The organism is Serinicoccus marinus DSM 15273, from assembly GCF_008386315.1.
GTDB lineage: Bacteria > Actinomycetota > Actinomycetes > Actinomycetales > Dermatophilaceae > Ornithinicoccus > Ornithinicoccus marinus.
In genome coordinates, this window is the sequence record NZ_CP043808.1 from 2193088 (window position 1) to 2209081 (window position 15994).

Sequence of the window (15994 nt, forward strand, 5' to 3'; positions counted from 1 at the left end):
GACCCACGGTCCGACGCGATCCGCGGCGAGCTCGCTGCCGTGGCCGTCGCTCTCACTGGTCCTCCGCGAAGGCCTGCCCGACCACGGTCATCTGCCGGTCAGGGCCGAGCGGCCCGACGAGCGGCAGCCGCATCGTCGCGCTCACCTCGACCACCTCCACTCCGCCCACGGTGGTGCGACCGGACGTGACGGTCACTCCCGCTGCCCCGCCGGGCAGGCTCGAGGCCATCAGCTCCTGGGCCCTGCGGGCACCGTCCGCGGGGGTGCTGTCGACCCGGGCGCCCACCCGCGCCCCCTCGACGACGTGGGCGGTCGCGGTGTTGTGCAGGTGCAGCCCGAAGGCGAGCTGCATGACGCCGAGCATGAGGACGCTGACCAGTCCGGCCAGCATCGCGAACTCCGCGGGAGCCGCGCCCCGGTCGGTCGCGGCGCGGCGCATGTCAGCCCCCGACGGAGTTGACGGCCTCGGAGAACAGGCTGGTGAGGAGGGGCTCGGCGACCAGCAGCAGGGCGGTCACGAGCGCGGCGGTCATGATGGTGATGAGCACCCACCCGGGCACGTCGCCGCGCTCCGGCTCGGACAGCCACAGTCGGACACGGTGCCGCAGGCCGGCGGGGTTCACGCGGAAGCGTCGGGTCATGGTCGTTCTCCTTCTGGTGGTGGATCTCTAGAGACTCAGGCGCAGCAGCGGCACGCCGGGGAAGACGGCGAAGAGCACCGTGACGGGCAGGATGAGGAAGACGACCGGGATCATCATGGTGATCTCGCGCTTGCCGCCCTCCTCGATGAGCTGCTGACGTGCCGACTCGCGGGCGTCGGCGGCCTGGGCCCGCAGCACCTCGCCCAGCGGGGTCCCTCGCTGCAGGGCGACGACCAGGCCGTCCACGAAGCGGACGATCGGCGCGACACCGGTCCGGTGCCCGAGACCCTCGAGGGCCTCGGGGAGGCTGGCGCCGGTCCGGGCCTGGGCCAGGCACAGGTCGAGCTCGGCCGCCAGCTCTCCCCGGGAGAGTCGGGCCACCCGTTCCAACGCCTGGGCCGTGCCCTCACCCGCCGTGATCGACAGGGCGAGCAGCTCCGCGACAGCCGGGAACTCGGCCATGATCTGGTGCTCGCGACGGGTCGCCGCCCGACTGAGCATCCAGTCGCGGGCCACGACCCCGGCCAGGAAGGCAGCCCCCACCAGGAGCAGGACGATGGCGGGGCTGGTCCCCCGGGCGAACCAGAGCAGCGCTCCCAGCGCCACCGCGGCCGCTGCGGCCAGCACCCCCCAGACCACCTGCTGCACCCGGAAGCCCTCCACGTCACCGGCAAGGCCGGCACGGTGGAGGCGGCTGCGCACCGAGTCAGCCCCTCCCAGCAGCCGGTCCAGCAGGTGCGCGGCCCGACGTGCCAGCGGGGTCAGCAGGTCGCTGACCTCCCAGGGCTGCGGGTCGTCGAGGGCGAGGAGACGGGACTTGCGGGGCGGCCGGTCAAGGTAGGGCTCGATGCGGTCGGCCAGGTCGACACGACGGGCCACCGGCAAGCCGGCCCAGACGAGCACCAGGCCGGCACCCAGCGTCAGGCCGAGGACCGCACCCCACCAGGCCGGGTTCATCGCAGCACCCGTGCTTCCTCCGGCAGACGCCCGACGGCGACCATGACCCGGTAGGCCACCAGGGACAGCGCCGCACCGATGGCCAGCACCAGCGCTCCGGCGGGCGTGCCGTAGGCCTGCAACGTGCTCCCTCGCGTGGCCAGCAGAAGCAGCACCGCCCACGGGGCAGCCATCGCCAGCCGTGTCTGAAAAGCTACTTTCTGGTCAGCGTGGAAGTGCCAATGTGCGCCGCAACCTCCGAGTCCACACGGGTCACTTCAGCCCCATTCTGCACTCCTCTTTCATATAGCGGACCGGTGGGTGAAACTGCGGCATTGAAACCCGGCGTGTCTCTGCAGGGTATGTCAGTGGGACGTGCTCTCCTTGAAGTAAGACCTGGCGGCTCGATGAAGTGTCGTCACCGCAGACACTCAAGGAGATCTTCATGCGCTTCAGCGAGCATTTCAACATCACACGCAGCGGCGACGAAACATGGTTCGATCCGCTGCTAGATCAGGACACACCTCTCTACGTGGACCCGTTCCTCGTCTTCGACGACAAGAAGAAGCGATGGAAGAGTGCTCGGAGCGACGTTGTGGACTTCTTCGAGGTCGCGGCGCAACTTGTCAGTGCCGCCGGATCGGCCAAGGCAACGGCCGCGTACAGCAAAGCGACTTCCTTCCTACGGTTCCCGGAGCCGAACGAGTTTGCTCTCGGCGTGTCTATGGGTCGACCGAACGGGTCCGGCACAGGCGGCGGCTTTGCCGATGACATGGCGACCGTGCTGCAACTAGTCCACAAGCACAGCGATGTGGCTCACCTAGCCACCATCCAGGGGTTTGACCTCTTCTCGACGGGGATTGGTTTCGATCGCATAAGCGACATCCTGTGCAACATCCTCAAGGCCCGGTTCATCGACTACACCCAAAAGGTGGCGAAGAAGCATGGGGTCCCGATGGAACCGGTGATGGTCAAGCATGCCTCCTGGAGCAAGAGCAACGCGCGCTGGGAAAACAAGAAGGTCATGCTGCCGAAATCTCCCACCAGGGGGTGGCGTGCTACTCGTACCAGAACGGTTCTTGCGAGACATGCCAGAAGTCACGAAGGACGGCTTCTTCCACTGGGCCGATGCCAACGCCGCGGCCGCCCTTCGGAGCGACTTCGGCTACCTCATCACGGACGAGTTGAGCCAGCCGACGCGGCGATGGATCGCTCAGAAGTTCGCGGTGAAGCATCCCGACACAGCGATGGACTACATCAAGCATGTCGAGCAACTGCCCCACCTGCCATACGACGTAGAAGTAGATCCCCGGGGGCTCGTTTCCTGGCGTGAGGCCGGGGTCGCCGCCGGGCGTCAACTCGGCCTGACACCGGCTGACCAACCGCAGACAAAGCAAGATCTACACGACTTCGTAGACACGCTTGCAGATAAGTTCAAGCACGCCGTTGAGCACACAGACACCTGGCGAGCACTCTGGGCGGATAACCAGCCGCAGACGGAGAAGATCATCCAGGCGGTCGCGGCCCCATGTGGACTGAAGCGTGCCGTGCCGCTGACGTGGATCTGGGGCAAGAGGTCAACCGTGGCCGTGGGCCAGTGGACTTCAAGTTCTCGAAGGGCTGGGAGATGCGCGCACTGCTTGAGATCAAGCGCATCCACAGTAGTGGATTCTTTACCGGTGCCTCCAGGCAGCTGCCGCAGTACCTGAAGACGGAGCAGATCGACTACGGGGTCTATCTTTGCGTTGGTTACACGGACGAGGACTTTTCGGAATCACGCCTCAAGCGAGTCCAGGAGACGATCGACGCTCTGGGCAAAGAAGCGAAGGTCACGATGCGGCTCGTTGTCGTGGACGCTCGCAGGACCAACAAGACATCAGCGTCAAAGTTGAAAGATGGGAAGTCATGAACCGCTACAAGATCAAGTACATGCGCGGATACGGCGACGACCTACCGCAGGAGGTGGTCGCGGACTTCTATCGCCGCAGCGGACCAAACACCGATTTCATCCGTGGGCATGCAGTGTACGAACAGGTAACGCTGCATAGTCTCGCCACCAAGGTCATCGTGCACATTGCGTTGGTCGAGGAGGACGTGGATGAGTGACCGAGCGTTCAAGCCTGTCGGTGAAGGCGAGCCCTACCCCGTCTGGGACGACAACCTTCCCGACGGTTTCGAGAGGGTCGGCATTGGTTGGGTCTGCGCGACTTGCCGTGCGCTGGTCGTGGGCCGAGATGACGCCGCTGCGCATCGCGACTGGCACGCTGACCTGAAGGGGTGACCATGCCGAAGGACTACAACGTCGCGGCTAGGTTGTCCCGGTCGCTCAACGCCCTGCTGGAGCACGGCAGGGGACAGAACACCGCGGCAGTCACAGCTTGGGCCGAGGTCTGCGGACTGGACTGGCCCCACGACAAGGGCGAACTCTTACGCCGCGGGGCTCAGATGATCCTCGATGCTGATGAGATCCGCCGCCGCGTCGAAGCCCTCTCCGAAGAGGACGCCCAGTTCACGTTGCGCCACTTCGACCAGGTCGAGAAGACCGTCGCAAACTTCACGATGCTGCCTCAGAAGAACATGCAGCAGTTTTTCGCGTCGCTCGATGACGCGGGTCTGTATGGGCTGGATGTGTGCAGCCGAGCGCTTGCGCGAGAAGACCCGGAGCCGTCGCTCAGCGAAGACCGCCGGCGAGACCTGCGGTCTCAGGCGCAAGATCTGCTCGACCTGCTCGAGGAAGATGAAGGGATGGAGCCAGAGCTGCATGAGTGGCTCTTGGCCCGCACGCGCGAGATCATCCATGCGCTCGACAACTACGAGTTCTTCGGTACTAGGGCGCTGCAACGCGCTGTGGACGAGTACGTCGGCGGAGTCGTCAACCGCAGGTCCTTCTGGACTGAGTTGAAGGGAACTGATGCAGGGACGAAGGTCATGCTGCTCCTGCAGGCATGCACCTTTGCGCTTAGCGTTTGGACCGGGGTTGGAGCGCCCGCGCTGGAATCTTCGCCTATCCAGGTGATCATGATGCAGGAGATGGGAGTCGACCCAGCTCGTCCCGCCCTTGAGCAGGGTCCCTCGCCAGCAGGAGACAGCGAATAGTCGTCCCACGCCCGCAAGCTGTTACTCCTGTGACTGATGTGGCTGAAGTGACTAGCCCGGCAAGACACAAGATGTAGGGGTTACATGGATGTGGTTTCCCTACGTACGATGGAGGGGTCAGAAGCCAGACCCCATCCCATGACGGTGGTGGGGGTGGCCTCAGAGAGGAGAGGAGGTGGAGAGATGCGGTTCGTCATCGACAAGGCGCGCAACGGCCAGTACTACTGGAACTGTCACGCGCGCAACGGCGAGATCATCGCCACGAGCGAGACGTACGTCTCGAAGGTCGACGCCAAGCACAGCATCAACCTGATCATGAGTCAGGCCGGCGCGGCTGACGTGGTCGACCTGAGTGCCATGAGCAGGTACTGACAACAGCACGAGGCCCACGCGATCCGAAGTACTCGCAATACTTCGGAGCCGTGGGCCTTCGTGTGTCTAGAGTTGCACACCGTCCTGGTCCGATTCCAGAGTCCCGGCGCAAATGGCGTGTCACGAGTTCGCGTACGCGCCAGCCCCTGCCAACGCAGCATGAAGCGTCGTCCGAGCAACGCCCAGGTCACGTGCGATCCGCGACAGTGGGACGCCCGAGTCGCGACGCTCGCGCGCGCTCGCGATCTGCTCAGCCGTCAGAGCCGGCTTCCGGCCGGTGTAGACACCGCGCGCCTTGGCCTTGGCGATGCCGTCACGCTGGCGCTGCTTGATCAACGACCGCTCGAACTGAGCGATGGAGCCGAGGACCTGCATCATGAGCGTGCTGGCGGGGTCTTCCTCGTTCGGCTTGAACGTCAGCCTCTCGGTGATGAACTCGACCGTGACGCCGTTGCCCGTCAACTCACGGACGATGGACTCCAGGTCCAGCAGCGACCGCGCCAGCCGGTCGAGCGAGTGAACCCGCACGGTGTCGCCGTCACGGGCGAACCTCAGCATCTCGTTCAGAGCGGGCCGGTCTCGGTCCTTGCCGCTGACCTTCTCGGAGAACAGCCGGTCTATGTCCAGCCCGAGCTCTTGACGCGCAAGGCTCTGGGTTTCCGTGCTTACACGGGTGTATCCGATCAACATGAGTTATAGACCTCCGGACAGTTCCGATCAACAATGGCGATTTGGACTATATCCGTACAGTCTTGATCATGTTCGACTGGACTAGACCCTAAACAAACACCGTGCTAAATGACGATCTGAGCCTCCTGAGGACGTCCGGTGACAAACCGTCCAGACGCCAGCCGAACGGCCGTCAGTTCGTCGTCCAGCGCCCGTAGATCATCTTTAGCCACTCCTCGTGACGAACTAGACGGGTCCCCGGAGGCAGCGTTCCGTCGGCATACAGGCAGGCATGCCAGGGCCGGCACCCTCGGTGCAGGTCGATGCGGCACGTTCGGCACCGCTCGGCTGTCTCCTCGTCGCACACGATGCAGAGGTTGGGAGTGGTTTCGAGGCTTTCCGGCGGGGATGGTCTGGTCCAGTACCCCCTTCCAATGGTCGAACTCTCCAAAGCTATGCACGTCTTCGCGTGCTCGTTGCCGCACTCAGGAGTGAAGTGCACCGCTTCGCCGCAATCCTGAAAGCAGCCCGTTCTCGCAACCTCACCGCATGCTGCACACTTCCGCATCTTTCGTTTATCTCACGGGTTGACAGTTCTTCTCGTTGAGCCTTTTGGAAGTTGGCCCCCTTCTAGAAAGGGGGGCCAACTTCCACTGGGGTCGGGAACTGGGCTTCTACTGGGCCTTCCACAGGGCTTGACCTGCAACAATGGCACTCAGGGGGCACCCGGAAACTGGGCTTCCAACGGGCTTTCCACTGGGCTTGGGCCGATTCGGCTTCCACTGGGCCCGTGGAAGCGCCGGTTGCAGGGCCTTGACCTGCAAAAACGCCCAGTCTCCAGAGCTTCCACTGGGCTCCAACGGCGAATCAGCTTCCATTGGGCCGATACCTCTTCGCGATGCGGCCACCGCTGGTGTTGTGCCCACCGGCGACCTCCTGGACCCGCTCGGCCATGGCTCGCAGGCGCGAGCGGACCGTCTTGGACGACAGACCCGTCATGTTGACGATCTCGTCCACCGTCAGACCCGAGGTTTCCGCCATGCCAAGAGCGGCCTCGACGCTGAGCCGGACCGGCGCGGTGTGCAACCGAGAGCGCCCCGGGACGTGATCGTGGACGAAGTCCACCGGCCCGACCGTGTCGGCGGGCTGCTTCACGTGATGCATCGTCACTTCGTCCGAGCCAGGTTCGCCCTCGAGGACGGCCACCGACCCGAGGCCTGACGTCAACCAGGTCGAGCCGTAGATCGAGTCCAGAGTCACCTCGCGACGGCTGTCGCTGGACGCCTTGCGCTGGTGATGGAGCAACAGCACGTCGATGTCGTCCGCGATCAACGACTGGCACGCGAGGTTGATGGCTGATCCGACTTCATCGGTGTTGACGCCCGGGGCCAAGTCCTTCACCGAGTCGATGACCACGACCGACACGTCTGCGCAGACGCTGTGTACCCAGGCCAGCAGATCACCCTTGACGAGTGGGTCAACCGGCAGCGGGCCTCGCCAGACGTGCAGCCGGTCGTTGAGCAGATCGCGGCTTTCCTCTCGGACCATGCGCCGGAACGACCGCGCAGCCTGACGTGGGCGGTCCATCGCCAGGTACAAGATCCGGCCCGCACGCGGCGTCACGGGCATGCCGAGAAGCTCAGGAGGTGCGACGCCCACCATCGCGAGCACGAGTTGCTGCGCAAGAGTGGTCTTCCCGAGTCCTTGGTGCCCCGCGACCATGAAGGCTTCGCCTTCTGCCCACAGGACGTGCTGACCGTTGCCCCACAGCGCGGGTACTTCGTCTGGCTCGTCCAAGATGAACGAGCCGCCTGGGACCGCCCGACGCAGTTGCTCCGCCATGTGGGCTGCTTCCTGTTCCGTGACGCTCATAGCTGAGGCCTCCAATCCGGGATGACCTCACGAGCGCGCCGCCTCGAGGCGGACTCGTAAGCCTTGACGACCTCTGCCCACGGGAACGGGTGCGGCTCCTGCGCCGTGACCTGCCAAGCGCGGTAGAGCGTGCCGATTGCGACGTCGTAGGTGTCACCCAGCAGGCGCCACGACAGCCGATACGCGTCCTTGTTGCGGGAGCCGGAGAACCACCCGAAGCCGCGCTCGACAAACTCATGCGTCGCCGGGAGGCCTCCAGAGGCCCCCAGGCTGGACCCGCCGTTGAACTGGCCACGGTCGCCGTCCAAAGCCGCCAGGAGGACGTCTGGCACCACCGGCAGGGTCTCGAAAGGCACCCGCCAGCGGTAGGCGACGCCGTTGACCGACGAGGGCGGCGCAGCCACGTAGGTCCCGTCTGCCTTGACATCAACACCCGGCAGCCAAGGGCCCATGCGAACAGGTCGATCGGCTCGCCAGTAGTAGTGAAGACCGCCGCCGGTGGGTGTCTCAACACACGGCACGTCGCTGAGGTCGACGCCATGATCTGAGCACCAGCCCTGGAATGCCGATACGCCATCGCGCCCCGACAGCAGATCACCCAGGTTGACTGAGGCGGTGCCGGACGGCGGGAGCAGCGGCTCACTCCCGTGACGGTCGCAGTCGATCACGAGAAGCCGCGACGGCATCCCCGTGATAATCCCGACGTTGGAGTCGGCGAACTTGCTCCACCACAGGTCGATCATCCGCGGATCGTGCTGACCGACGAATGGCCGATCACCGTCTCTGCGGAAAGACCAACCGGACTTCAGCACGGGATGGGGCGCCTTCGGCCGGGTTCCATTTCGCGACCCGAGCGGAAGTAGCGAGAATCCTTGTCCTGCATACCCCAGAGCGGAGTCTCTAGTAGAATCCTTCATGTACCGGATTCCTTATCTGAGGTCTGGTTAGTGGAATGCACCTTCCGCACCGCTTCGCCCTCGGTGACACCGTCGCCGAGGGCGATGCTGTTCTCAGAACGTGAGTGCATGGACGTCCACCTCCAGATGCTTCACCGAGCAGGCCCGGCACAGGCGGATGTAGTAGTGGTTCAGGAAGGACGGGTAGACGTTCCACTGAAGGTGGACGTACCGACCCCGCTCGTCGCCGCAAACGGTGCACAGGGTCGCGTCACCGAAACGGTCGATCTCGGCCATGTCCCGCGCATGCGAGTGAGTCACCAGTTGGGGGATTGCGAAGTGCCGTTCGTCCTCACCGAAGAGGTTCGCCACGTGTTCCGTCACAGGCATCAGCTCCAGCTCGCGCATGAACGCGTCCTTGTCGCTCAACGTCCACCCGACTGCCGCCCCATTCTTGAGAGCCAGCCGGGCAACGCGAGCCATGAACTCGAAGCGCTTCTCGGACCAGAAGATGCCTGGCCCTTCACCATTCAGCCGGACGGCGGCAGCCCGGAAGTAGCCGCTATCTCTGGCTCGCGCGATGTCGGTCTCCAACATCTCCTCACGCGTCAAGCCAGCGTCGTACTGCTGCTTCGCGAGGGCGATGAACTCGCTGTAGATCCTCATCACCGAGCCACCGCCTCGACGTCCGCGGTCGCCCTGGCTGCCCGCTTGGAGTCGTACGGCTCCTTCAACATCTCCGGCGTGAACAGGACGGTGACGGAGGTGCCAAGCAGCTGCGGCAGCCGCTCACGGACCGCGTCCGAGGGGCGTACGCGGCCCTTGAGGACGTTCGACAGGTGGATGAAGGGGACGCCGATGGCGGCGGCCGCCTGACGCGTCGTGTAGCGCTGCTGCGACATGATGACGCGCGCTGGCTGCGTGCCTTGGTTTTGCATGGGAACTCCAGACAGATGGGTCTTGCACCTGTCGCTGGAGTTCTGGCCGGTACGTCCTGCGCGCCATGCGCGCCTTCTCCGGCGGTCCGAACTCGGGGTCTGACCTCGAACGGTTCCCGCATCGCTCACGAGGCTGGTGTGGACACCCCGCCGAGCATTCTCAGCGTGCGACGTGCGGACTTGCAAGGTGCCTAGTCGGCTCCGGGTCCGCCCGTCGTAAGACCAATAGTAGCCCCGCCCGGGGCCAGAACCGAGCAGCAGGTCACCCCCACTGACGTCGAGCCTTGACCTGCAACTTCACCCGGTCGGTTGACATCGAACACTTGTGCGGATTCGATCTGGACTCGAACGGACCGGAGGTACCGGTTCGGGAGAGGATAGCATGACCACCACCGACAAGTCGACCGCCACCCGCCGCACCGCCGGTGCAAAGAAGTCCGCGCCGGCGCCGAAGTCAACCGCGCCCAAGCCGGAGGTGGACCTGACGCGCAAGACGCCGCATGGCACGAAGTACCGCGTGGCTCGCACTGGCACCGCTGAAGTGAAGTCGGACTCGCCGTGGGTGGCCGTCTGCCTCGACCACGGCAAGCACGCCGGAGCCAAGTCGCTCAAGGAAGCGTGCCTGCTTGGCACGAAGGGGCGCACCGCCGAGTGGTGCCCCGCCTGCAAGCGCCTGGTCACGAAGGCTGAGAAGCCCACTGAGACGTCGAAGTCGTCCGGACGGCCAACTACCCGCGCTAACCGGTCCGAGGCCGCTGAGGAGGACTGAAAGGACGCAGAGGCGAGCCGGCACTAACCTCTCGGAGCTATGGCTTGACCTATGAAGAGCCATGGCTCATACTTGTCTGTATGGCGCCGCAACCCTGCGGCGCTCCCTCGAGAGGAAGTAGCATGAACAGTCAAAATGTCACCGTCCTTGTCCCGAGCGACAGGATCGCGGCCTTCTACGCGGCCTTCGCTCGTTGGCTCGAGGATGGGTCCGAGATGGCCCAGGAGGCCTCTTCGGTCTCTACGAGTGTTTGGACGGACGGCGACGAGACGTTGGCCGCTGAGGTCTGGAGCAAGTTCACCGTGGCCGCGCGCAAGGTCTTCGACGTCATGATCGACAACCCGGGAAAGCACTACGGGAGCGAGCGGCTCGCTGAGCTGGCGGGCCTGGAGACCATGTACATGCTGGCCGGGATGGTGTCGTGGCCCAAGAAGCACTGCGAGCGCGCGGGTAAGGAGCCGCTGTTCAGGACGCACAGCCTCTCGACCGGCGGGTCCAACTACTGGATGGAGGAGACGACCGCTCGCGTCTTCAGGGAGGCGCGCGATATGGCCTGAGGCGGCGTGGCGACAAGCAAGGACCCCCGGTATCCGAAGTACCGGGGGTCCTTGCATGTCGCAGGCTACTCAGCGCCTTCCGGCTTCTGAGGATTCGCCCCGTACGCGCTCCAGGACGGCGCGCGCTTCTGGTCATTCAGCGTCGCAAACATCACTCGCCGTAGCTCAGCACCCTCACCCTTACGGGGCTCTTCGTCTTTGAGGGTGGGGTGAGGGCGGCGCGCCGACGCGCTGGTTGAGGCTGGGGCGGGGTCGAGGTCCCCGATGATCAGAGGACTCTTACCTCTCCTGATCGCCAAGGACCTCGACGTGAATCAGCCTACGTCGTGCTGCCGTACCCCGGGCGCGGACAGCGCGTACTGCCACGACTGCGACCTCCTCCTCGGCCTGGACGGCCTGCACGTCCTCAAGGTCGACCGGGCGCCGGACCTGCTCACCGTCACGGTGGAGTCGGCGCCGGCCCCGGCTGGGTGCCCGGCTTGCGGGGTGGTGGCCGAGTCGCACGGGCGACGGGTGGCGCGGCTGGTCGATGCGCCGTGCTTCTCCACACCGGTGGTGCTGCTGTGGCGCAAGCGCCGGTACCGGTGCCGCGAGGACTCTTGTGAGGTGGGCACGTTCACCGAGCAGGAGCCCGCCCTGGCCCGCCCGCGCGGGCTGCTGACGACCCGGGCCGCGCGGTGGGCCATCGGCCAGATCCGGTCCGAGCACGCCTCGGTGCTGGGCGTGGCCCGTCAGCTCGGGGTGGGGTGGCGCACGGTGTGGTCGGCGATCAAGCCGATCCTGACCGACGCAGCCGACGATGAGTCCCGCTTCGTCGGCGTGAGCATCCTGGGGGTGGATGAGCACGTGTGGCACCATGTGTCCACCAAGCCGCCCGAGGAGGGTGGTCGTGGCCCGAAGGAGCTGACCGGGATGGTCGACCTGTCCACGGATGAGAACGGGCAGGTCAGGGCGCGTCTGCTCGACCTGGTCCAGGGCCGCACCCGCGCCGCGTACGCCGACTGGCTCACCGAACGCGGCGAGGGCTTCGCTGCCGGTGTGGACGTCGCGACCCTCGACCCGTTCCAGGGGTACAAGACCGCGATCGATGACGAGCTGTCCGACGCGACCGCGGTCCTGGACGCCTTCCATGTCGTGGCACTGGGCACCAAGTGCGTCGATGAGGTCCGGCGGCGGGTGCAGCAAGCCACGACCGGTCACCGGGGCCGCAAGGGCGACCCTCTGTACGGGATCCAGAACATCCTGCGGGCCGGGGCGGAGAACCTCACGGACAAGCAACGCGCCCGCATCGAGAAGGCCCTTGCCGCCCGGCCCGAGCACGAGGTCGTCGACCTGGCCTGGCAGTGCGCCCAGCAGCTGCGCGCCGCGTACAAGCAGGTCGACAAGGCCCAAGGCCGCAGGATCGCCGAGCGCATCGTCGCCTCGTTCCCCTCCTGCCCGATCCCCGAGATCGCACGGCTCGGCCGGACCCTGCGGAAGTGGAAAGACGCGTTCCTGGCCTACTTCGACACCGGCGCCACCAACGGCGGCACCGAGGCCATCAACGGCCTCATCGAGCTCCACCGCCGCATCGCCCGAGGCCTCACCAACTTCGAGAACTACCGCCTCCGCATGCTCCTCATCGGCGGAGGACTCAACCTCTGACCCCACCCCCAAAGACGAAGAGCCCGACACGTGGGCTCCCGCCGATGCGAGGAAGTTAGCAGGCAAACTACACGGTTGTCACCCACCTGAGCGCGAAACGTCACCCGCGCCGTCGCCCCGCCCGGTCAGTCTAGGGCGCCTCCCCCGCCGCTCAAGGGTCCGCTTCGCCGCTCCGCGCCCCTTGACCGGCTCCTCCGACTCTCAACGACGGCCCGGATCGGATCGACGCCCCCGTATAGTCACCAGGAACCCGCCCGAGTTGTGTTGCTATTTCAAGTCAAGCGCCGGCCCGGGGACCCTCCCGGGCCCCGAGCCGCCCCGTAACCGAACGTCAAGACGCCTGGTCTGCTTCCGCAGTTGGATGACCTTGCATCGCTTCGAGAGCCGCCGACGCAGCGTCATCGCGGACAGCTACGAAACCGCGGCGGAACTGAAAGCTGGAAAGACCCGTCCGCTCCTGAATGTTCTTTTCGAAGCGCAGGTACAGAGGACGTTCCAACTCCATGTCAACTGCAATGGGAATGACTAGACCGTAGCGATGTAGACCCTCTGGCCAAGGTGCCTCAGCCGCGCTGGCGGGGGGGCGAGTGGGCCCCAGGACGGCGGCGGTCGCGATGTAACCCTTGCCGGACTGCCACACCAGCAACCGATCACCTTCACGCGCGCGCGCCAACTTTGTCTTCTTGGCGTGGGTAGAAACGCCCCAAAGCCCAACCTCTTTACAAAGGTCCCAATTTCTCACGCTTGTGCGCGCAATGGTGCACAGAAACCAGCTCATGGGAAACTCCCTACCTTAGTTGAACTACGAATGAGGCCCTCTTCCCGCGTCAGTAATTAGGTCGCGTACGGCACTTAGGGAACCTCCGTAAGGCGCCATCCAAGAATAAGGACGATCGGCCTGAAAACCGAGCCAAGCAGTATCGCTTCCGGCAGCCCCCGTGTGCTGACCCATGTGTCCGATTACGTACTCGCGCAACACCGACTTCGGCAGCAGCCACGCGCTCGCGGCAAACGGCGACACGCCAATACAGAGGCAGTACTCATAATTCTGTTCGCGTATCTGTTGAAACTTGTACCCACCCGACTTCCACAAAGTCGAGAACTTGATCTCAACCCTGTGTCCCTCGATGATCCGATCTGCCTCACTGTCAGGCGAGCGAACGACATCGAATCCTTTGGTTGCACACCAACCCGCCACCAATTTCTCGCCGATGGCCCCCCGAGCGCGTGAGGGTTGCTGAAGGATCCACGCGAAGGGACTGCCGGCCCACGGGTCGTCATCACCTCGCGTGTAGTCGACCTCCATCGAAGCCGCCAAGCCCGCGAGAACCACTACCTCGGGGTCAGTGATGCGAGGAAAGACCGTCATCATGCACTCCTGTCAGGCTCAGCGATGAGGGCATCACACTCTGCCGAATCAACGAATCGCACCTGGCTCGTATCGAGTGCGTCGTCGGGCGCCAACCGCTGACGAATAACCTTGATTGCCTCGTCGTTGCTATCAATCAACACATAATTGCGACCCATCTGTTGTGCGACAGCCCCAAGCGTTCCGCTTCCCGCAAAGAAGTCCAACACCCAATCGTCGGGGCGGCTACTTGCCTCGACCATCCGCCGTACAATACCCATCGGCTTCTGAGTCGCGTAACCAGTCTTTTCCTTGCCGGTCGGAGACACGATAGTGTGCCACCAAACATCTGTTGGCAACTTTCCTCTGGCCGCCTTTTCGGGCGTAACCAATCCGGGAGCCATGTATGGCTCCCGGTCGACACCCTCACTATTGAAGTAGTAGGTCTTGGGATTCTTCACGTAGACCAAAATGTTGTCATGCTTAGCCGGCCACTTCTTCGTACTCCGGGCGCCGTAATCGTAAGCCCAGATCAACTCGTTCAAGAAACAATCGCGTCCAAAAAGTGCGTCGAGCAGAACCTTGGCGTAATGCACCTCTCGGTAGTCAAGATGAAGGTAAAGCGTTCCGTCGTCCGCCAGGAGCCGCCAAGCTTCCTCTAGACGAGGCTCCAGAAACGCCCAATAGTCGGCGAAGGAATCGTCGTACGACGTCACCAAGCCGCGAACCGTCTCGTACGTCTGGCCCTTGAATCCAACCCGTCGGCCGGTCTCGGACCGAGTCGTCGTAAGAGACTGCCGACGTTGAGAGCGCCCGGTGTTGAACGGCGGATCAATGTAGATCATCGTGAACTTGCCTGAAGGCAGCAGCGACAGCGCAGGGGCGTTGTCGGCGTGCACAACGAGGTTGGAGGTCAGGTCAAGGGAGGCCACGTCCTCACCCTACTGTTTGGCGGCCCGGTTCTTTCGCAGGCTCAGGAGCCACGTCGTGGCCTGGCAGCGAGCTTGTGGCTGATGGGTGTGTTTGGGAGTAGTGGCGTTGCCCGCCTGCGTGCCTCCGGCCACGAGGATGTTGAGCCCGCTGGCCACAGCGGCCTCGAGGAAACGTGCCGCCTGGGCGGAGAGCGTGCCCAGCCGCACCAGGTCGGCGAGCTCGTCGGCGGCGACGACGAACTTGCGGATGTTGACCGCCCAGTGCCGTCTGGTGATGTCCGGGATCGCCACGTGCAGACGGCTGCCGTCGGGCAGGCTCGCGTCCACGAAAGGGCTGCTCAGGTCGACCCGACGGCCGGAGCTGCGCAGCATGCGCTCCACCAGGTCGTGCACCTGCTGCTCGCTGAGCAGGGTCGGGGTGAGCTCGGAGCGACCGTTGCGGGCGACGAAGACCCTGGTCGGTTCGTTGATCCAGATCTCCTCGACCGCCGGGTCGTCGAGGTAGGGCTGCAGCGGCCCGAAGCCCGCCACCGACTCCACGAGGGCGCGGTGCGCCTCCTTGCGGTCGGTGATCGGCACGAGCCCGCCCACCAGGGAGCGGTCGTCGTAGTCGTCGAGCACCTCGCCGACCAGGTCGTGCACGGCCGCGTCGTCGCGGGTGGGGTCCAGGCGCCGTCGCCGGATGAGCTCGCGGACGTCGTCCTCGAGCAGTTGCAACGCCGTCGCCGACATCTTCCCCTGCCTCCCCGTCACTCTCCTGCGAGCTGCGCCTCCCGGCATACCCGCACCGGATGCTCCGGCCGATCCTGACACCCAGGCTGCCGACGCCGCAGCGGTGACCTCCGGCATACGGAGCGGATCCTCTTCGACCAGACGCGCGTAGTCCGGGTGGTATGCCCGCAGCTCATCACCGATCACCGGGTAAGGCGCGGGCGACGAGCCCCTGACCAGGCGGCTCAGGGCTTGGGTCTTGCCGGCACCCGGCTGGCCACCCACCAGCACCACGACAGGCTGACCGTTTCCCCGCGGCCACGCGTCGAGCTCAGGGGCGATGTGCTCGACGAACCTCGCCCGAAGCTCGTCCCGGTTCATCACAACAGAGCGTCGTACTCCGCCCGCAGCTCATCCGTCATAGACCTGACCGCACCCGCGTCGTCGACGTCGACGTCGAGCACGCGACGCTTCACGTCGAGGCGAGCCTGGCACAGGCGCGCTCGCTCACCTGGGTCCTCGGTAGCGTCCTGACGGGCGACCAACTGCCCGATCACGCGGGTCGCAGTCTCACGCATCACGTCGTACAGCACGACAGGATCGTTCGTGTGTG

At 64.8% G+C, this 15994-nt stretch carries 20 protein-coding genes and 2 pseudogenes; 8 read left to right on the plus strand and 14 right to left on the minus strand.

The genetic code is table 11. From position 1 onward, the window contains the following. Positions 1–52: 52 nt before the first annotated feature. From FU792_RS10380 to FU792_RS10395, 4 genes are read right to left on the minus strand one after another with little or no spacing between them, the layout of a single operon-like run. The gene (locus FU792_RS10380; protein WP_022924882.1) at positions 53–439 is read right to left on the minus strand and encodes a TadE family protein; all 387 of its coding nucleotides are present in this window, start codon (positions 437–439) and stop codon (positions 53–55) included. A gap of 1 nt (position 440) precedes the next feature. Continuing rightward, on the minus strand, positions 441–641 hold the full coding sequence (locus FU792_RS10385) for a hypothetical protein (protein ID WP_022924883.1): 201 nt from the start codon (positions 639–641) through the stop codon (positions 441–443). Between the two features lie 27 nt (positions 642–668). Further along, positions 669–1598: a type II secretion system F family protein gene (locus tag FU792_RS10390; protein ID WP_022924884.1), complete on the minus strand. Its 930-nt coding sequence runs from the start codon at positions 1596–1598 to the stop codon at positions 669–671. Next, positions 1595–1771 (minus strand): hypothetical protein, encoded by a 177-nt coding sequence (locus tag FU792_RS10395; protein ID WP_022924885.1) that lies wholly within the window; start codon positions 1769–1771, stop codon positions 1595–1597. Before FU792_RS10395 ends, FU792_RS10390 begins: the two co-directional genes overlap by 4 nt. A gap of 251 nt (positions 1772–2022) precedes the next feature. On the opposite strand from FU792_RS10395, the gene FU792_RS10400 reads away from it, so the two are divergent. The 5 genes from FU792_RS10400 (at position 2023) to FU792_RS10420 (ending at position 5045) form a co-directional block, all read left to right on the plus strand. After that, positions 2023–2910 (plus strand): hypothetical protein, encoded by an 888-nt coding sequence (locus FU792_RS10400; RefSeq protein ID WP_149814736.1) that lies wholly within the window; start codon positions 2023–2025, stop codon positions 2908–2910. Between the two features lie 225 nt (positions 2911–3135). Further along, entirely contained in the window at positions 3136–3486 is a 351-nt protein-coding gene (locus FU792_RS10405) for a hypothetical protein (protein ID WP_161600240.1), read from the plus strand. Then, positions 3483–3683 carry a hypothetical protein gene (locus FU792_RS10410; RefSeq protein ID WP_022924887.1) on the plus strand — a complete coding sequence of 67 codons (201 nt, stop codon included), beginning with the start codon at positions 3483–3485 and terminating at the stop codon, positions 3681–3683. The genes FU792_RS10405 and FU792_RS10410 overlap by 4 nt, the downstream gene beginning before the upstream one ends. Positions 3684–3860: 177 nt before the next feature. Further along, positions 3861–4673, plus strand: a complete 813-nt coding sequence (locus FU792_RS10415) for a hypothetical protein (RefSeq protein ID WP_149814738.1) — start codon at positions 3861–3863, stop codon at positions 4671–4673. A gap of 183 nt (positions 4674–4856) precedes the next feature. After that, on the plus strand, positions 4857–5045 hold the full coding sequence (locus tag FU792_RS10420) for a YegP family protein (protein ID WP_022924889.1): 189 nt from the start codon (positions 4857–4859) through the stop codon (positions 5043–5045). Positions 5046–5165: 120 nt separating this feature from the next. Here FU792_RS10420 and FU792_RS10425 read toward each other — a convergent pair whose 3' ends face one another. The 5 genes from FU792_RS10425 to FU792_RS10445 all read right to left on the minus strand — a co-directional run bounded on the left by FU792_RS10425 (position 5166) and on the right by FU792_RS10445 (position 9384). Next, positions 5166–5735, minus strand: coding sequence for a recombinase family protein (locus tag FU792_RS10425; protein ID WP_022924890.1), 570 nt, complete (start codon positions 5733–5735; stop codon positions 5166–5168). An 846-nt stretch (positions 5736–6581) separates the two neighbouring features. After that, the gene (locus FU792_RS10430; RefSeq protein WP_022924891.1) at positions 6582–7586 is read right to left on the minus strand and encodes an AAA family ATPase; all 1005 of its coding nucleotides are present in this window, start codon (positions 7584–7586) and stop codon (positions 6582–6584) included. Then, positions 7583–8503, minus strand: coding sequence for a bifunctional DNA primase/polymerase (locus FU792_RS10435; protein ID WP_084485146.1), 921 nt, complete (start codon positions 8501–8503; stop codon positions 7583–7585). The genes FU792_RS10430 and FU792_RS10435 overlap by 4 nt, the downstream gene beginning before the upstream one ends. 93 nt (positions 8504–8596) lie before the next feature. Beyond that, on the minus strand, positions 8597–9148 hold the full coding sequence (locus FU792_RS10440) for a hypothetical protein (RefSeq protein WP_033418819.1): 552 nt from the start codon (positions 9146–9148) through the stop codon (positions 8597–8599). After that, positions 9148–9384, minus strand: a complete 237-nt coding sequence (locus FU792_RS10445) for a helix-turn-helix domain-containing protein (protein ID WP_149814739.1) — start codon at positions 9382–9384, stop codon at positions 9148–9150. Before FU792_RS10445 ends, FU792_RS10440 begins: the two co-directional genes overlap by 1 nt. Positions 9385–9802: 418 nt before the next feature. Here FU792_RS10445 and FU792_RS10450 point away from each other — a divergent pair, with 418 nt between their 5' ends. The 3 genes from FU792_RS10450 (at position 9803) to FU792_RS10460 (ending at position 12390) form a co-directional block, all read left to right on the plus strand. Then, on the plus strand, positions 9803–10189 hold the full coding sequence (locus FU792_RS10450; RefSeq protein ID WP_022924895.1) for a hypothetical protein: 387 nt from the start codon (positions 9803–9805) through the stop codon (positions 10187–10189). Between the two features lie 215 nt (positions 10190–10404). Continuing rightward, the gene (locus FU792_RS10455) at positions 10405–10746 is read left to right on the plus strand and encodes a DUF6416 domain-containing protein (RefSeq protein WP_161600241.1); all 342 of its coding nucleotides are present in this window, start codon (positions 10405–10407) and stop codon (positions 10744–10746) included. 309 nt (positions 10747–11055) lie between these two features. Further along, positions 11056–12390, plus strand: coding sequence for an ISL3 family transposase (locus FU792_RS10460; protein ID WP_022924897.1), 1335 nt, complete (start codon positions 11056–11058; stop codon positions 12388–12390). A 331-nt stretch (positions 12391–12721) separates the two neighbouring features. On the opposite strand, the gene FU792_RS10465 is transcribed toward FU792_RS10460, so the two are convergent. The 5 genes and pseudogenes from FU792_RS10465 to FU792_RS10480 all read right to left on the minus strand — a co-directional run bounded on the left by FU792_RS10465 (position 12722) and on the right by FU792_RS10480 (position 15974). Then, entirely contained in the window at positions 12722–13168 is a 447-nt protein-coding gene (locus FU792_RS10465) for an EVE domain-containing protein (RefSeq protein WP_149814740.1), read from the minus strand. 590 nt (positions 13169–13758) lie between these two features. Beyond that, entirely contained in the window at positions 13759–14670 is a 912-nt protein-coding gene (locus tag FU792_RS10470; RefSeq protein ID WP_022924898.1) for a DNA-methyltransferase, read from the minus strand. A 99-nt stretch (positions 14671–14769) separates the two neighbouring features. Further along, positions 14770–15402: pseudogene (locus FU792_RS17940) on the minus strand (ATPase, T2SS/T4P/T4SS family); the annotation flags it as partial. An 87-nt stretch (positions 15403–15489) separates the two neighbouring features. Beyond that, a pseudogene (locus FU792_RS19240) lies at positions 15490–15762 on the minus strand (zeta toxin family protein); the annotation flags it as partial. Next, positions 15762–15974 carry a hypothetical protein gene (locus tag FU792_RS10480; RefSeq protein ID WP_022924900.1) on the minus strand — a complete coding sequence of 71 codons (213 nt, stop codon included), beginning with the start codon at positions 15972–15974 and terminating at the stop codon, positions 15762–15764. The pseudogene FU792_RS19240 and the gene FU792_RS10480, both read right to left, overlap by 1 nt. Positions 15975–15994 lie beyond the last annotated feature (20 nt).

Excerpts from the sequence above, each read along its gene's own strand:
- FU792_RS10425 (WP_022924890.1), bottom strand. The coding sequence starts at position 5,735 with ATGTTGATCGGATACACCCGTGTAAGCACGGAAACCCAGAGCCTTGCG.
- FU792_RS10400 (WP_149814736.1), top strand. The coding sequence starts at position 2,023 with ATGCGCTTCAGCGAGCATTTCAACATCACACGCAGCGGCGACGAAACA.
- FU792_RS10450 (WP_022924895.1), top strand. The coding sequence starts at position 9,803 with ATGACCACCACCGACAAGTCGACCGCCACCCGCCGCACCGCCGGTGCA.
- FU792_RS10435 (WP_084485146.1), bottom strand. The coding sequence starts at position 8,503 with ATGAAGGATTCTACTAGAGACTCCGCTCTGGGGTATGCAGGACAAGGA.
- FU792_RS10390 (WP_022924884.1), bottom strand. The coding sequence starts at position 1,598 with ATGAACCCGGCCTGGTGGGGTGCGGTCCTCGGCCTGACGCTGGGTGCC.
- FU792_RS10385 (WP_022924883.1), bottom strand. The coding sequence starts at position 641 with ATGACCCGACGCTTCCGCGTGAACCCCGCCGGCCTGCGGCACCGTGTC.
- FU792_RS10380 (WP_022924882.1), bottom strand. The coding sequence starts at position 439 with ATGCGCCGCGCCGCGACCGACCGGGGCGCGGCTCCCGCGGAGTTCGCG.
- FU792_RS10465 (WP_149814740.1), bottom strand. The coding sequence starts at position 13,168 with ATGAGCTGGTTTCTGTGCACCATTGCGCGCACAAGCGTGAGAAATTGG.
- FU792_RS10430 (WP_022924891.1), bottom strand. The coding sequence starts at position 7,586 with ATGAGCGTCACGGAACAGGAAGCAGCCCACATGGCGGAGCAACTGCGT.
- FU792_RS10440 (WP_033418819.1), bottom strand. The coding sequence starts at position 9,148 with ATGAGGATCTACAGCGAGTTCATCGCCCTCGCGAAGCAGCAGTACGAC.
- FU792_RS10420 (WP_022924889.1), top strand. The coding sequence starts at position 4,857 with ATGCGGTTCGTCATCGACAAGGCGCGCAACGGCCAGTACTACTGGAAC.
- FU792_RS10415 (WP_149814738.1), top strand. The coding sequence starts at position 3,861 with ATGCCGAAGGACTACAACGTCGCGGCTAGGTTGTCCCGGTCGCTCAAC.
- FU792_RS10395 (WP_022924885.1), bottom strand. The coding sequence starts at position 1,771 with ATGGCTGCCCCGTGGGCGGTGCTGCTTCTGCTGGCCACGCGAGGGAGC.
- FU792_RS10455 (WP_161600241.1), top strand. The coding sequence starts at position 10,405 with ATGGCCCAGGAGGCCTCTTCGGTCTCTACGAGTGTTTGGACGGACGGC.
- FU792_RS10445 (WP_149814739.1), bottom strand. The coding sequence starts at position 9,384 with ATGTCGCAGCAGCGCTACACGACGCGTCAGGCGGCCGCCGCCATCGGC.
- FU792_RS10410 (WP_022924887.1), top strand. The coding sequence starts at position 3,483 with ATGAACCGCTACAAGATCAAGTACATGCGCGGATACGGCGACGACCTA.